At 62.0% G+C, this 15,878-nt stretch carries 8 protein-coding genes and 1 tRNA gene; 4 read left to right on the top strand and 5 right to left on the bottom strand.

Annotated elements, in window-relative coordinates:
- Positions 1-14: 14 nt before the first annotated feature.
- Positions 15-1,307 (bottom strand): UDP-N-acetylglucosamine 1-carboxyvinyltransferase, encoded by a 1,293-nt coding sequence (gene murA / locus C6558_RS02620; RefSeq protein ID WP_025425873.1) that lies wholly within the window; start codon positions 1,305-1,307, stop codon positions 15-17.
- 160 nt (positions 1,308-1,467) lie between these two features.
- Positions 1,468-1,707 carry a hypothetical protein gene (locus C6558_RS02615; RefSeq protein WP_025425872.1) on the bottom strand — a complete coding sequence of 80 codons (240 nt, stop codon included), beginning with the start codon at positions 1,705-1,707 and terminating at the stop codon, positions 1,468-1,470.
- A gap of 158 nt (positions 1,708-1,865) precedes the next feature.
- Between C6558_RS02615 and C6558_RS02610 the strand changes: the two genes are divergently transcribed.
- Together C6558_RS02610 and C6558_RS02605 are read left to right on the top strand one after the other, a co-directional pair.
- Positions 1,866-1,940, top strand: a tRNA-Thr gene (locus C6558_RS02610).
- A 282-nt stretch (positions 1,941-2,222) separates the two neighbouring features.
- On the top strand, positions 2,223-2,432 hold the full coding sequence (locus C6558_RS02605; protein WP_025425871.1) for a cold-shock protein: 210 nt from the start codon (positions 2,223-2,225) through the stop codon (positions 2,430-2,432).
- 689 nt (positions 2,433-3,121) lie between these two features.
- Here the strand turns inward: C6558_RS02605 and pncB are convergent.
- The 3 genes from pncB to C6558_RS02590 form a co-directional block, all read right to left on the bottom strand.
- Complete coding sequence (gene pncB, locus C6558_RS02600) at positions 3,122-4,426, bottom strand: nicotinate phosphoribosyltransferase (protein ID WP_025425870.1); 1,305 nt, start codon at positions 4,424-4,426, stop codon at positions 3,122-3,124.
- Between the two features lie 81 nt (positions 4,427-4,507).
- Positions 4,508-5,107 (bottom strand): bifunctional nicotinamidase/pyrazinamidase, encoded by a 600-nt coding sequence (gene pncA, locus C6558_RS02595; RefSeq protein WP_025425869.1) that lies wholly within the window; start codon positions 5,105-5,107, stop codon positions 4,508-4,510.
- A 182-nt stretch (positions 5,108-5,289) separates the two neighbouring features.
- A complete protein-coding gene (locus tag C6558_RS02590; RefSeq protein WP_025425868.1) occupies positions 5,290-6,471 on the bottom strand; it encodes a polysaccharide biosynthesis/export family protein in 1,182 nt (393 codons plus the stop codon).
- Positions 6,472-6,876: 405 nt separating this feature from the next.
- On the opposite strand from C6558_RS02590, the gene C6558_RS02585 reads away from it, so the two are divergent.
- Together C6558_RS02585 and C6558_RS02580 are read left to right on the top strand one after the other, a co-directional pair.
- Complete coding sequence (locus C6558_RS02585; protein WP_025425867.1) at positions 6,877-14,418, top strand: type I polyketide synthase; 7,542 nt, start codon at positions 6,877-6,879, stop codon at positions 14,416-14,418.
- Positions 14,415-15,830 (top strand): aminotransferase class I/II-fold pyridoxal phosphate-dependent enzyme, encoded by a 1,416-nt coding sequence (locus C6558_RS02580; protein WP_057204242.1) that lies wholly within the window; start codon positions 14,415-14,417, stop codon positions 15,828-15,830. The genes C6558_RS02585 and C6558_RS02580 overlap by 4 nt, the downstream gene beginning before the upstream one ends.
- Positions 15,831-15,878: the final 48 nt, after the last annotated feature.

Below are 15,878 nucleotides of genomic sequence, written 5' to 3'. Positions count from 1 at the left end.
CGCGACGGCTAAAATCAGTCGCTGACACGCTCGACGTGAGCGCCGCAACGGGTGAGCTTTTCTTCCAGCCGCTCGAAACCGCGGTCGAGATGGTAGACGCGCGACACCATGGTTTCGCCTTCCGCCGCAAGACCGGCGATGACCAGCGACACCGAGGCGCGCAGGTCGGTCGCCATCACGGGGGCGCCCTTCAGCCGGCTGACGCCCTCGATCTTGGCCGTCTGGCCCGACAGCGAGATCTTGGCGCCGAGGCGCGCCAGTTCCTGCACGTGCATGAAACGGTTTTCGAAGATCGTCTCGGTGATGTGCGAAACGCCGTTCGACTTGGTCATCAGACCCATGAACTGCGCCTGCAGGTCGGTCGGGAATCCGGGGAACGGATCGGTGACGATATCGACCGGCTTGATGCCGGCGCCATTGCGCACGACGCGGATGCCGCTGTTGGTCGGCGTGATTTCAGCGCCGGCCCGGCGGATCGCCTCGAGTGCGGTGTCAAGCAGCGCCATATCCGTGTCTTCGAGGATGACGTCGCCGCCGGTCATGGCAACGGCCATGGCGTAGGTGCCGGTCTCGATACGGTCGGGCAGCACGCGGTGACGCGCGCCGGACAGCGAGCGCACGCCCTCGATGGTGATCGTCGCCGTGCCCTGGCCGGTGATCTTGGCGCCCATGGCGTTCAGGCAATTGGCTAGGTCGACGACTTCGGGCTCGCGCGCGGCGTTGCCGAGCACGGTGGTGCCGTTGGCGAGCGTCGCCGCCATCATCAGCACGTGGGTGGCACCGACGGAAACCTTCGGGAAGGTGTAGCGGGCACCGATCAGGCCACCTGCCGGCGCCGTCGCGTTAACGTAGCCGCTGTCGATCTCGATGTTGGCGCTCAGCGCCTGAAGACCCTCGATGAACAGATCGACCGGGCGCGTGCCGATGGCGCAACCGCCCGGCAGCGACACGCGGGCCTTGCCTTCGCGTGCGAGCAGCGGGCCAATGACCCAGAAGCTTGCGCGCATCTTCGACACCAGCTCATAAGGCGCGGTGGTGTCGACGATGTTGCGGCAGGTGAAATGGATCGTGCGGGCGTAGCTTTCGCCCTGGCGCTCGCGCCGGCCGTTGACCGAGATATCGACGCCATGGTTGCCGAGGATGCGGATCAGCTGCTCGACGTCGGCCAGATGCGGAACGTTTTCCAGCGTCAGCGTGTCATCGGTCAAAAGCGATGCGATCATCAGCGGCAGGGCCGCATTCTTCGCGCCGGAGATCGGGATGACCCCGTGAAGTTCATTCCCGCCTACAATCCTGATGCGATCCATGAGGCCTCTCGAACGGGCTTGGCCCGCCTTTCCAAAAAAATGAAGTGTGTCTGAAGGCGCCTCTTTAGTGGAGACGCCGCGAAATTAGAAGTGCCTTGAACGCAAGGCAGACGCCTGCATGCGTGGGGGAATGCCGAACGGCAGCCCCTCCCTCGTCGTACTAATCTTCGGATTCGTCCGTTTTTGCGGCAGGCAGACCAATCGCTTCGTCGGGGGCGCCGGAACGGCGCGCGCGCATCTGCTGTTTACGGCGCTGGAGATTGTCGCGAAGGGTCTTGGCAAGGCGCGCCTTTCTCAGATCCGACTCGGTCGTATCTTTCTTCTTGCGCGTCGGCGCAGTCGCCTGCTGCTCCTGCGGCGAAACCTCGCCCTTGGCGCTTTTCTTGTCGTCTGTTTGCATGGGCGATGCTTTAGCGCAAAAGCAGGGGCTTCGGAAGCCGAAACCGATTTTCTCACGGAACAACAGCGAAAACTTCGAAATGCGGCTTGCGCTCCCCGTCCAGCTATGGCAATAGGCGCCTCGCTTGATGCGGCTTGTCAACGAACCGGCCGCGAGATGCTGCTATAGCTCAGGGGTAGAGCACTCCCTTGGTAAGGGAGAGGCCGAGAGTTCAAATCTCTCTAGCAGCACCAGTTTTCCTTCTATTTTGCCTCAAAACCATGGCGCTATTCGCCACCGTTGCACCGCGATGAACACGCACATGTGCATAGCCGCTCAACCCGTCCAGACATGGGCGAACAAAGCCTTGCAATCGTCACATTCAGCTCCTATTTGGCGGAAATCGATATTGCTGACGAACTTTGTGTCGGCGCCCTAAGCGCGTGAGAGACGGACTTCCCTCTTCAAAATCGGTTATCCTGATCCGGAGGTTTTTTCCGGAAATGTCTATTACGAGCGATTGAAAGGGAATCGTCATGGCTACAGGCACAGTAAAGTGGTTCAACAGCACCAAGGGTTTCGGCTTCATCCAGCCTGACGACGGCAGCCCGGACGTGTTCGTTCACATTTCGGCCGTTCAGCGCGCAGGCCTTTCCGGCCTCAACGAAGGTCAGCAGATCAGCTACGAGCTGACGCGCGACCGCAAGACCGGCAAGTCTTCTGCAGACAACCTGCAGGCCAAGTAATTAGGCCAAGTCATTTTCGCGCGTCGTCGCCGGACGCAGATTTGCGGGCAGCGGCAGTGCAGCGAATGGGAAGGTCGGGTTCGCCCGGCCTTTTTTATTGCCCTGTTGTCACCGGCGACTGGATAATTCCACCTCAAACCGGCGACGCATCGAGGTGGAATTATGAAGCGATTTCTCGATGTTACGGCGTCGTCAGACGACCCTGTTTGATATTCCGCGCGGCAACGCTTCAATCCCAAAATGCGGGCGCGATCTCCAAGATCAGCTCGTCGCAATTTAAAGTCCAGTTGCCTCTCAGCGGTTATCGCCAACCGCTGGGCACTCTTGCGTGACCTGCTTGAGACAGGGAACGTTTCCCGCCAGCCTGCGTTACCAATTCAACGGCAACGACGTGGAGGTCTTGAAATGAAAGGCATCGTTCTCTGGCTCATGGGCGTACCCCTGATCGTCATCGTTCTGCTTTACATGTTCGTGTTCTGATGGGTCGCTCAGGAAACCTGAGGAGATCGCTCGATCGAAACGCTCAAGCGGAAGATTTAATTTGTAGTTGCAGACATCGAAAGATGCGCCTTAACGCAACCTTAAGATTCTGTCCCTAGATTTGACATCGCGATGATGGACAATCGCAACGCTTAAATCCCCTTTTGAAACCGGCTCGCGCCGGTTTCTTTTTGTCCAAACGACCGCCGTCAGACCTTGACGGCCTGCTCGACGAAATCCTCGCTCCCGAAGAACTTCAGATAGCGCTGCACCTCGGCCGCGTCGCCGGTCGCCTTGCGGGGGTTGTCCGACAGCTTGACCGCCGGCCGGCCATCAGCGTCGCTGACCTTGCAGACGATCGATATCGGATTGAGGCCCTTGATCTCCGTCGGCGCGCAATCGGCAAAGTCATTGGTGAGGTTCGTTCCCCAACCAAAGCTCATGCGCACGCGTCCCTCGAAATGCCTGTAGGTTTCGATGATCGTTTCGACATCGAGACCATCGGAGAAGATGAGCAGTTTTTCACGCGGGTCGCGCCCCATCTTCTTCCACCAGGCGAGAATTTTCTCGCCGCCTTCGATCGGCGGGGCGCTGTCCGGACGAAAGCCGGTCCAGTCCGCCACCCATGCCGGCGCATCGCGCAGGAACGCGGCCGTGCCGAAGGCATCGGGAAGCACGATCAAGAGATTGCCGCCGTAGAGCTGATTCCAGTCCTGCAGCACCTTATAGGGTGCGGCGGCGAGTTCGGCATCGGTGCGGGCAAGTGCAGCTGCCACCATCGGCAATTCATGCGCGTTGGTGCCGAGCGCCTCCAGGTCCGTATCCATCGCCAGAAGCACGTTGCTGGAGCCGGAGAAGGATGCACCGATGCCTTCCTTCAATGCCTCGACGCACCAGCGCTGCCACAGGAAGCTGTGGCGCCTTCGCGTGCCGAAATCCGAAATCCGCAGGTTGGGATACTGCCTGAGGCGCTCGACCTTCGACCACATCTTCGCCTTGGCACGGGCATAGAGCACATCGAGCGTGAAGGGGCCGAGCCCTTTCATGGCCGAGCGCGAGCGCAGCTCGTTGATGATCGCCAGCGCCGGGATCTCCCACATGGTGGTCTCGGCCCAGCGCCCACGGAAGGTCAGCTCGAACTGGCCGTCGCGTCGCGACAGCTCGTAATCCGGCAGGCGGAATTTTGCGAGCCAGGCGAGGAACTCCGGCGAGAAAATCTGCTTGCGACCGTAGAACGAGTTACCGGCAAGCCAGATCATCTCCTTCTTGGAGAACCGCAACTCGCGCGCATGATCGAGTTGCTCGCGCAGTTCATTTTCGTCGATCTCGTCGGCCAGGCGCACGGTCTTGGTCCGGTTGATCAGCGAGAAGGTCGCGTCTACATCCGGATAGAGCTGCCAGATCATCTGCAGCATCAAAAGCTTGTAGAAATCCGTGTCGAGCAGGCTGCGCACGATCGGGTCGAGCTTCCAGGCATGATTGTAGACGCGCCTGGCGATATCGGTCTTGGTCATCTTAGGAATTGCTCCTCTTACAGCGCAGCGCGTCTTATGAGACGCGCAAAGGTCGCTGTAGCACTTTGAATTGCTGCATGGCTAAAGCATACGCACGCCGGCTTGCCGCATGCGCGTGATCATGGCGGAGAGCGAACCGTTGAGATCGATACCCCTGGAGGCATCAAGCACGACGGAGGTTGAAAACCCCTGGGCCACGGCGTCGAGCGCGGAAAAGGCGACGCAGAAATCGGTCGCCAGGCCGCACAAGGTAACGCTGCCGATACCGCGATCCCTGAGGTAGCCAGTCAGCCCGGTCGGCGTGCGGCGATCATTCTCGAAGAAGGCGGAATAGCTGTCGATGCCGGTGCGAAAGCCCTTGCGGATCACCAGTTCGGCGCGTGTCCATTTCAGCGATGGGTGAAAGTCGGCGCCGGTACTGCCCTGAACACAATGGTCCGGCCAAAGCGTTTGCTCGCCATAGGACATCGTTACCGTCTCGAACGGCGCTTTTCCCGAATGGACGGATGCGAAGCTCGAATGGCCGACCGGATGCCAATCCTGCGTCAGCACCACATGCTCGAACCTCCCGATCAGATCGTTGACCGCAGGCACGATCTCATCGCCGCCGGAAACGGCAAGCGCTCCGCCCGGGCAAAAATCGTTTTGCACGTCGACGACGATCAACGCCTCACCAGCCATCGCTTTCCCCTTGAGCGGACCAATCCCTATCGATCACCAAAATCGATTTAAGTCCAAGATCAATCACAGAATTTGAGCGACGGCAACCTGCTTCGACACCCCACGGCACGATCCTTGACGCACATAGAAAAAGGGCGCTGACCACGGTCGGCGCCCTCTCAAGAACTGCAGCCTGAATTGGATCAGTTGCCGTTGAGGTTGTCGGCGATGGAGAAGCCGGAATTGGCAATGCCGACCGGCTGCGCCACGAAGTTCAGGAACTTCGAGAAGTCCACCGACGGATGACGCGAGGCATAGATCACGTCGCGATTCTTGATCGGGAAGGTCTGGCCGACGATCAGGCTGTCCGGCTTGCTCATGTCGAAGCGGTAGACGATCGGATAGCGCCCCTGGCTGTCCGTCTGCATGCCCTTGCGCAACATCTCGTTGAAGCGCTGCTGGCCGAGAAGGCTCATGACGACATCCGGCTCTTCGTAGCGGAAGATGAAGTAGCCCTTCATGTCGAGCGCATAGTCGGAACCGCCGCCGGCAAGTCCCATGGCTTCCAGCAGGTTGAGGTCGTTGGCGCCGAACTCGACGCGCTGGTTGGCCTTGACGGCGCCAAGGATAGTGAAGCGGCGCGGATCGCGCGCAACGAAGATCTGGTCTCCCGGCTTCACATGGATGTTTTCAGACGGGTTCTCGATGATCGACTTCAGGAGAACCGTGCCGGTCTTCTTGCCGCGCACCAGCGTGACATAGGTCTCGTAGGGCTGCGCCACGGGGCCGCCCGCCTTGGCGATGACCTCGTTGATCGTCTCGTCGACGAGGCTGAGCGGGACGACTGCGGACTTGCCGACAGCGCCCGAAACGGTGACGTTGCGCGAGGCGGTGCTCATGCTCGTGACGATGACATCAGGCTCGACCGCCTTCTGCTTCAGCGCTTCCAGGATTTCCTGGCGCGCCTGTTCCAGCGTCAGGCCGGCAAATCGGACCGAGCCGACATAGGGGATGGCTGCCTTGCCGTCCGGCTGGACGACGAGGTCGATGCTTGTCTGTTTGGAGTCCTGCGTCGAGAACAGACCGTCGCTGCCGGCCTCGAAGATCGATACTTTCAGAGCGTCGCCAACACCGATGACGACCCGGCCCACACCGCCGCCGATACCGAACCGGCGGTTGAGCGTCGACGACACGTAGTCGGAAACAAGGCGTGCGGACTGACCGGTCACATCGACGATATCAAATACGGTGGCGTTCTTTCGACCGATTTCGGCGCCGGATTGGCCGGCATCCGCAACAATGGCCCCGGCCAGCGGCCCCTCGCCCGGAACAGCCTGACATCCCGCAAGCGCGGTAGAAAGCAGAAGGGCAGCTACACGTTTCAACTAAGACACTCCGAATTCGGCACAGCCATGATTCTGTTCATAGTTCTGCACCGCATGATCTCCCGGTCGGGAATCCGCCGGTCTCTGAAAAGCACAATAGCCGTCTCACAACAAGTCACTTGCAGACGAAGACGAGCAAAATAATTGGCCCTGCGCCTTTCCGGTCATACCTCCTACACCTTGACGGGTTTGCGGCCCGATTTGTCTTGGATGAAGGTTCTGGGCATGTATATGTTAGGCCATTGGACTTGAAAGCTAGGTACTTTAAGTTAAAAGCTGACTAATGAGGCGGAACGAATATACGTGGGGATAACCCTGGGGCGGAATGATTGGCAGTTGCGTTTTCCGCTTGGAAGCGCAATCGCAGATGCAACTTTAACGTCAGTTTAGAGCGTTCGATCATATATGGCTGTTGAAATTATTGGGCGTGCATGCCTCGCCCCTGGAGCAGAATCGCCTTCGGCGTTGTTCAAACTTCTTCGTCAGGGCAAGTGCACAGTCACCAGCATCCCGTCCGATCGCTGGGACGTTGCGCGTTTCTGGCACCCGGTCATGGGCACGCAGGGCAAGACCTATTCCTTCGCCGCGGGCGTGCTGGATCAGCTCTATGACTTCGACCCGGCCGTCTTCGGCATGTCGCAGCGCGAAGCCATGTATATGGATCCGCAGCAGCGCGTGCTCTTGCAGCTCGCCTGGCGCGCGCTCGAGGACGCCAATATCTCGACGACGTCGCTGCACGGCGAGAATGTCGGCGTCTACATCGGCGCATCGAGCCTCGACCACGCCAACCTGACGGTTGAGGACCCGGCGGCGGCCGGCCCGTATTTCATGACCGGCAACACCCTGTCGATCGTCTCCAACCGCATTTCGCACATCTTCGGGCTGAGCGGTCCGAGCATGACGGTCGATACGGCTTGTTCGTCCTCGCTCGTCGCGCTCGATCAGGCGATGCGCGCACTGAACGCCGGCGAAATCGACACGGCGATCGTCGGCGGCGTCAATATTCTCGCCCATCCGCTGCCGTTCGTCGGCTTTGCGCAGGCGCGCATGCTGTCGCCTGAAGGGCTCTGCCGCGCCTATGACAACGATGGCGCGGGCTATGTGCGCGCCGAAGGTGGCGTCGTGTTCGTGCTGCGCCGCTCGGACCGGGCGCGCCGCGAAAAAGACCGGAGCTATGCCCGGATCGTTGCGACTGGCGTCAATTCGGCCGGCCGCACGAACGGCATCTCCCTGCCCTCGCGCGAAGCCCAGGCAAATCTGCTGCGGGCGATCTACGAAGGCAACGGCATCGATGCCAATCAGGTGGCTTTCGTCGAGGGCCACGGCACCGGCACCAAGGTCGGCGACCCAGCGGAAGTCTGGTCCATCGGCACGGTCATCGGCGCCAATCGCCGGGCACCGGTTCCGATCGGCTCGATCAAGTCGAACATCGGCCACACGGAGCCTGCCTCCGGCCTTTTCGGCATGATGAAGGCGATCCTGGCGCTCGAAAACAACTACCTGCCGGCGTCGCTGCACTTCGACACGCCGAACGAACATATCGATTTCGATGGCCTGAACGTGCGCGTCACGGCAAGCCCGATCGAACTGCTGCGCGGCAAGCGTGCGCGGCTTGCCGGCATCAACTCCTTCGGCTTCGGCGGCGCCAATGCCCACGTGGTCATCAGCGATCCGGAGCCCGTTTCCGAAGACAAGATCAACAATCCGCCGTCGTCCGGTCACGTCTTCCTTGCAAGCGCCCATACCGCGTCGAGCCTCGAAGCACTGCTGAAGGACTACAAGACGCGTTTTGCCAACGCTTCCAAGGGCGAAATCCGCTCGATGGTCGCAGCGTCGGGCGCCAACCGCACCCATATGCGCTATCGGTTCGCGGCCCGCAGCGATCATCCCGAAGATATCGTCCGTGCGATCGCAAGCCATGTGGAAAAGCCGGGCTCCGATATCGGCGAAGTCGGCGAAGCCGTCACCAGAGATGCCAAGGTCGCCTTCGTCTTTTCGGGCAACGGTTCGCAATGGGCCGGCATGGGCGTCGAAGCGTTCCGTGAGAACCTGCATTTCCGCCAGTGTTTCACATCTGTCAGCGCGCTCTTCAAGTTCCATTCGGACATCTCGCTCATCGAGCTTCTGACCGATCCTGACCTCGACAAGAAGCTGTCCGACACGAAGATCGCCCAGCCGTTGCTTTTTGCCGTCCAGGCAGCTCTTTCCGATTCGCTTGTCGCCATGGGCGTCAAGCCAGTCGCCGTGTTCGGTCATTCGGTCGGCGAGATCGCCGCTGCTTATGCAGCCGGCGCGCTGTCGATGGTCGACGCCGTCTCGATCGTTGCAAAGCGGTCGCTGCACCAGGATCTGCTCGCGGGCCACGGCACGATGGCCGCCGTGATGCTGGGCGAAGACGCCGCGCGCGCCTTCGCCGAGGCGCACGGCCTCGATGAGCTTTGCGTCGCTGCCGTCAACGCCCACAATTCGGTGACGATCTCGGGCCCGGCCCATGAGATTTCCGCCTTCCGCGACGCGGCACGCAAGGCGAAGATCCCTGCTCAGATCCTCGACATCAACTATCCCTTCCACCACCCGATCATCGACCGGGCCAAGGACGCATTCCTGTCGGATATTCCCGATATCGCGCCCCGTCGTGCGGACGTTACCTACCTATCGACGGTTACGGGTGCTGCCCTTGATGGCACGCAACTCGACCCCGACTACTGGTGGAAGAATGTTCGTGAGCCGGTTCGCTTCCAGGCGGCGGCAGAGGCGGCGATCGAGCTCGGCTGCCGGCTCTTCATCGAGATTTCTCCGCGCCCGATCCTGTCCTCTTACGTCAAGGAGACGATCAAGCAGGCGGCGGCACCAGGCATGGTCGTGCCGACGCTGCTTCGAGATGTCGGAGAGACCGGTCAGGATCCGATCTCGGCCGCTATGGCGCGTGCTGTCGCCCACGGCGCAATCGTCGACACCGCGCGCGTATTCGGCAAGCGCAATGCGGCGATTTCGCTGCCGAGCCTGCCGTTCGAGCCGGTCGAATTGCGACCGGCGGCCACGACCGACGCCACGGATCTCTTTGGCCGCACCGCCAAACCCTATCGCCTGATCGGATGGCGCAGCGACCCGAACAGCGGCAGCTGGAAGAACCACATCGATGCGCCCCTCTTCCCGGATCTGGCCGAGCACGTTGTCGATGGCAAGGCTATCCTGCCGGGCAGCGGCTTCATCGAGATTGCCGTCGCAGCGGCACAGCAGTTTTACGGGACAGACGAAGTCGAGATCACCAATCTGGAAATCGTCCGGCCGCTGGAGCTCAGCGACAGCCGCATCATGGAACTGTCGACCATCCTGTCGCCGGAAACCGGCGATATCGAGATCCGCTCGCGCGAGCGCCTGTCCGAAGACGACTGGGCCGTTCATGCGGTCGCCCGGTCCCGCAAGCCGTTGCCGAGTGAAGAACGCGCGTTGCCTTCCTTTGCCGGCATGCAGAAGACGGCAACCGTCGCTCCGGCCAAGGCTTATGATACCGCACGGCAATTCGGCCTCGACTACGGTCCGCGTTTCCAGCTGCTGGCAAAGGCGGTTGCCTATAACGACCGGATCGTCGACGTCGAGCTGAAGAGCCCGGACAAACCGGGACATCCGCTCGTCACCTATGCCCTCAATCCGATCTCGGTCGACGCCACGTTCCACGGCCTCGTCGCGCTTTTTGACCGCTTCACCGGCGACAAGAGCGGCGCACCCTATATTCCGGTGCGCTTCGGTTCCGTGCGCGTCGTCAATGCCGGCAAGCCGATCGCGCGCGCCACGATCGAGATCGAACGTGTCAGCGCCAATTCGATCAAGGCCAAGTTCCATTTCTTCGACAAGTCGGGCGACCCGATCGCTCATTTCGAGGATTGCCGTTTCCGACGCACCTATCTGCGCAAGCACAAGGCGCTGGACGCTCTCTCTTTCCACTACGAAACAGTCCTTTCCGAAACGTTCCTGCCGACAGTTGAGGCCGACGTCCTCACGCCGGTAACCCTCGGCGTCAAGACGGCGGCCGATGCCGGCGTCGACAACACGACGTTGCTGTTCAACGCGGCGATCTACCGCGCCTGCCAGGAGATTGCGCTGAAGCTCGGCAAGGGCCGATCGATCGTGCGCAGCGATAGCCTGCCCGGTGATTTCGCCTTCCAGTGTTTCCTGGCGAGCTGCCTTTACGTGCTTGAGGATGCCGGCCTCTGCGAGCACAAGGATGGAGTCTGGGTCGTCGCCCAGGAATTCAGCCTGCCGAGCGTTCCAGAAATCCTGCGCGAACTCTATGGCGAACGTCCTGATCGTGCCGTCGAGGCGGTGCTGATCAACAACGCCTATGCGGAAGCGCTCGCACGCCTCGACGTCCTGCTGGCGGCCCCAGCCGGTGGCGATGCCGAAATCGTTGCCAATGCCGGCTTCATCAGCGATGCGACGCTCGATCATCAGGCCGTGCATTCTGAAGTAAGCCGCCAGCGTATGGCGCTCGTGCTTGATGCGGTCGAAAGCGCGCTACGGGCGCAGCCGACGGGAACACGTCTGCGCGTTCTCGAGCTTGGCAGCGTGTCTGCCGGGTTCACGCGCCGCATCGCGACGCTTGCAGCCAAACACGGCGCGAGCCTCGGTGTGGTCGAGCCGCGTGACAATGCCCAACGCGGCCTTGAACTCGCCTTCGAAAACGATGCCCATGTGCGCATTCTCAAGAAGGGTGAGCTTGCGACACAGGCGCCGTTCGATCTCGCCATCAGTGCCTCCGACCGGCTCTACGGCCTGATCGAAGACGACATCGATGTACGCACGGCACTCCGCTCGACGCTGCGCCGGACGGGTGGTCTCGTCGCTGGCGTCGGCGCGCCATCCCTTTTCAACGATTTTGCGCTTGGACTGTCGGATGGCTGGTTTGCCCGCAGCCAGGCGGCCGAGTTCCCGATCGGCAACCTCGCCGCCGTTCCTCACTGGCAGAAATGTCTGGCCGACCTCGATCTTCGCGAGATTGACGTCACCGACCGTGAATGCGCGTCCGGCAATGTCATCGTTCTTGAAGCACGCGGCGTGGAAGCGCCGGCGGCTGTCGAGACCGGTGCGAATGCTGCTGCCTCAGCGGCGGGCTCCTACCTTCTGTTGCAGATCGGCGCGCCCAAGACAAAGCAGTCGTCCACCGGCGCCATCCCCGTCGACCTGACGGGTGATGCGGCGACGGATGCGGCCTTGCTTCGCGATGCACTTGAGGCCTTCCGCGATCGCCCCGTTCGCGCCGTCTTCCTTTCGTCGCCTGCGCCGAAGAGCCGGACGGACGATTCTGCCTCGCTGCAAAACCAGGTTCTGGCGTTTAGCGCCGTAGCCGAAGTATTGCGGCGGCATGTCGGCGATACCGATCCAAGTGGCGACGCACGTCCGAGGCTCGTTCTTGTCGCGCCTGGCGGGGCGCCGGTCGCCAGCCGTGTCTCAGGCACGACGGCCGCAAGCTCCGGCACCAATGCCGGCCTTTGGGCTTTCGCCCGGGTGCTGCAGAACGAATATGAGTTCCTGGACGTTCATGCTCTGGATCTGGCCGCAGACGCCTCGACGTCTGACGAGCAGATTGCCGCATCGCTTCCATTGCTCACCGTTTCCGGCAGCAATCGCGAATGGCTGCTGGAAGGACCGAACGGATCGCTTTCGGAAATCCGTGCGGTTCCCGGTCCGACCGACAACGCCCATGGCTCGACGGCCTCCTTCGAGGCCGCCACCATCCGCCAGCGTGTCGCCTCTCAGGTCGGCAGCATCGTTTGGGAAGAAAGCAACGTGCCGTCCGCGGGCCCCGGCGACGTCGTCGTCAAGGTTGCGGCCACCGGCCTCAACTTCCGCGACGTGATGTGGGCGATGGGTCTTCTGCCTGAAGAAGCCCTCGAGGACGGCTTTGCCGGTGCGACGATCGGCATGGAACTGTCCGGTCACGTGGTTGCCGTCGGTCAAGGCGTGGACGACCTTTCGGTCGGCGATGCGGTCATGGCGATCGCGTCTGCGGCCTTCTCCACCCATGCCGTCGTTTCGCGCGCCGGCGTCGCCAGGCTGCCGCAATCGGTCAGCCCGGTTGCCGCGGCCACCGTGCCTGTTGCGTTCCTCACGGCCTACTACGCCATGGTCGAGCTCGGCCGCATCCAGGCCGGTGAAACGATCCTCATCCATGGTGCGGCCGGCGGGGTCGGCCTCGCAGCGCTGCAGGTTGCCAAGCTCAAGGGCGCGAAAGTCATCGCCACGGCCGGCACCCGCGAGAAGCGCCGCTTCCTTTCGATGCTCGGTGCCGATCATGTGTTCGATTCGCGCTCGCTCGGTTTCGTCAACGACGTGCGCGCCGTGACTGATGGAGAGGGCGTCGACCTCGTGCTGAACTCACTCTTCGCCGAGGCGATGGAGCAGAGCCTGGCACTGGTCAAACCGTTCGGCCGCTTCCTCGAACTCGGCAAGCGTGACTACTACGCAGACAGCAAGATCGGCCTCAGGCCGTTCCGCCGCAATGTCAGCTACTTCGGCATCGACGCGGACCAGTTGCTGGTCAACGCGCCGGCCCTGACCAAGCGCATCTTCACCGAGATCGGCGCCCTGTTCGAGGACGGCAAGCTTACGCCGCTGCCGTACCGTGCTTTCGATTTCGACGAGATCGGCAATGCGTTCCGCCTGATGCAGAACGCGGGTCACATCGGCAAGATCGTCGTGCTGCCGCCGGTGGCCGGCAAACACCAGGTCGCGACCCGGCCGCACGGTGGCGTCAAGGTCGACCCCGAAGGCATGCACCTGGTCGTCGGTGGCATCGGTGGCTTCGGCCTGGCCGCCGCCAACTGGCTTGCGGAAAAGGGCGCCAAGACGATCGCGCTCTGCTCGCGGCGCGGCCTTGCCGACGCGGAAACGACGGCGATGATCGAGCTTTGGGCCAAGGCCGGCATTTCGGCCACGGTTCACGCCTGCGATATCACCGATGCAACCGCTGCGGATCTCCTGCTCACCGAATTGCGAGCCATCGCACCGCTACGCTCCATCGTTCATGCAGCGATGGTGCTGGATGACGCGCTGATCAGCAATCTCAATCGCGAGCGCAACCGGCCGGTTATCGACACGAAGGCAAAGGGTGCCGCTGTTCTCGATCAGCTGACCCGCAACGATGCGCTCGACAACTTCATCCTGTTCTCGTCGGCAACGACGCTGGTGGGCAATCCCGGCCAGGCAAACTACGTTGCGGCCAACGGCTACCTCGAAGGTCTTGCCCGCGCCCGGCGCGCGGAAGGTCTTGCCGGTTTGGCGGTCGGTTTCGGCGCGATCGCCGACAAGGGCTATCTCGTGCAGAACACCGACGTCAACGATCTGCTGGCCAAGCGCATCGGCAAGACGGCACTGAAGGCGCAGACGGCGCTGGACATGGTCGAGAGCCATCTCGCCAGCGATCCCGGCACAGTCGACGCCGCCGTCGTGATGATATCGGAGATCGATTGGTCGGCCGCCCGCAACTTGCCGGTCGCGCGCAACGCGCTCTTCGAAGTCATCCTGCGTAGCGCCGATCAGCATTCGTCCGGCGGCGAAGGCACCAAGATGGACCTCGTCGCGATGATCGAGGGCAAGTCGGCGCAGGAAGCCGAGGATATTCTCTTCGAACTGGTCGCAGGCGAAATTGCCGCCATCCTTCGGGTCTCGAAGGATACGGTCACGCGCAGCAAGGTCCTGAAGGAAATCGGCCTCGACAGCCTGATGGCCGTGGAACTCGGCATGAGCTTCCAGCAGAATACCGGTTTCGACATGCCGCTCAGTGGTGTCGCAGACAACACGACGGTTGGCGACGTCGCCCGCAAGCTCTATGACAAGGTCAGCAAGCGCGACCAGGGCGAAGAGAGCGACGGTGCGGACGACAAGTTGGTCACAGAACTGGCGCAACGGCATGTCGGCACGGCAAAGGAAAAAGCACAGAGCCAATGAGCACGAACGGAAATGGTCCCGGCTCATCCAAGATGACCAGCAGCCTCAAGGAGAACCTGCTGGACCGGATGAGAAACACGCATCAATCCTCCGAGCGCAACCGCATGGCGCGTTCGGAGCGGGAGATGCCGCCGCCGGCCCGCCGGCAACAGGCCCGTTTCGAGGACCTGCCGGAGTACAAGCAGGTTCTGACCCAGAAGTTTGCCAGCGAACAGCTGGGGATCGCCAATCCGTTCTACCGCGCGCATCAGACCGCAGCCGGCGCCACCACCGTCATCGACGGGCGCAAGCTGATCAACTTCGCCTCCTATGATTATCTCGGCCTCAACCGGCACGCGGAAGTGCTGGCAAGGGCAAAGGAAACCGTCGACGCCTTCGGGATCTCGGCTTCTGCCAGCCGGCTTGTCGCTGGCGAGCGCCCTGTTCATGTGGAGCTCGAAGAAAAGATCGCGCGCTTCTACGGCGTCGATGCCGCGGTCTGCTTCGTCAGTGGCTATCTCACCAATGTCGCGGCCATCAGCTGCCTGATGGGCCCGAAGGATCTGGTTGTCCACGACGAGTTCATTCACAATAGCGCGCTTGCGGGCATCAAGCTCTCCGGCGCCACGCGCCGGCTGTTCAAGCACAATGACGCGAGCGACCTGGAACACGTGCTGCGCACGGTCTCGGGCGACTATCGTCGTATCCTTGTCATCGTCGAGGGCATCTACTCGATGGACGGCGACATCGCCGACCTGCCGGCCCTCCTGAAGCTCAAGGCCGAATACGGCTTCTGGCTGATGGTCGACGAGGCCCATTCCTTGGGGGTCGTCGGCAAGCATGGTCGTGGTCTTGCCGAGCACTTCGGCGTCGATCCGCATGAGATCGACATCTGGATGGGAACGCTTTCGAAGACGACGTCCAGCTGCGGCGGCTACATTGCCGGCAGCGAGGCGCTTGTTGCCGTGCTCAAGGCCTCTGCCGGCGGCTTCGTCTACAGCGTCGGCCTGGCGCCGGTTCTGGCCGCCTCGGCGGCCGCCAGCCTCGACGTGCTTGCGCGCGAGCCGTCGCGCACTGCCGCCCTCCGGCGCAATGGCGCGCTCTTCCTCAAGCTTGCCAAGGAAGCGGGTCTGGACACCGGCCTCAGCAGCGGCTTTTCGGTTGTGCCGGTGCTGGTCGGGGATTCCCTGCGCGCGGTTCAGCTGTCCAACGATCTGCTTGCGGCCGGCGTCAATGCGCTGCCGATCATCCACCCCGCCGTTCCCGAAGGACTGGCGCGGTTGCGCTTCTTCATCACCAGCGACCATACCGAAGAGCAGATCCGCAAGACGGTGGCCCTGACGGCGGAACGCCTGAAGGACCTGACCGAACGCAACTTCGGCCTCGGCGGCATCGATATCGATCAGATGATGAAGGCGCTCTCGGCGCGCTGAGGATGACGTGCAGGCGCCCTTCACGGGCCGGATGCCGCAGGCGGAAAC

The sequence above is a fragment of the Ensifer sp. NM-2 genome, from assembly GCF_003024455.1.
Classification (GTDB): domain Bacteria; phylum Pseudomonadota; class Alphaproteobacteria; order Rhizobiales; family Rhizobiaceae; genus Ensifer; species Ensifer canadensis.
This window is presented reverse-complemented; position numbering and strand designations above follow the sequence as displayed.

What these genes read in the sequence shown, in the direction of transcription:
- C6558_RS02585 (WP_025425867.1), top strand. Translation starts at nt 6,877, where the DNA reads ATGGCTGTTGAAATTATTGGGCGTGCATGCCTCGCCCCTGGAGCAGAA.
- murA (WP_025425873.1), bottom strand. Translation starts at nt 1,307, where the DNA reads ATGGATCGCATCAGGATTGTAGGCGGGAATGAACTTCACGGGGTCATC.
- C6558_RS02580 (WP_057204242.1), top strand. Translation starts at nt 14,415, where the DNA reads ATGAGCACGAACGGAAATGGTCCCGGCTCATCCAAGATGACCAGCAGC.
- C6558_RS02615 (WP_025425872.1), bottom strand. Translation starts at nt 1,707, where the DNA reads ATGCAAACAGACGACAAGAAAAGCGCCAAGGGCGAGGTTTCGCCGCAG.
- pncB (WP_025425870.1), bottom strand. Translation starts at nt 4,426, where the DNA reads ATGACCAAGACCGATATCGCCAGGCGCGTCTACAATCATGCCTGGAAG.
- pncA (WP_025425869.1), bottom strand. Translation starts at nt 5,107, where the DNA reads ATGGCTGGTGAGGCGTTGATCGTCGTCGACGTGCAAAACGATTTTTGC.
- C6558_RS02605 (WP_025425871.1), top strand. Translation starts at nt 2,223, where the DNA reads ATGGCTACAGGCACAGTAAAGTGGTTCAACAGCACCAAGGGTTTCGGC.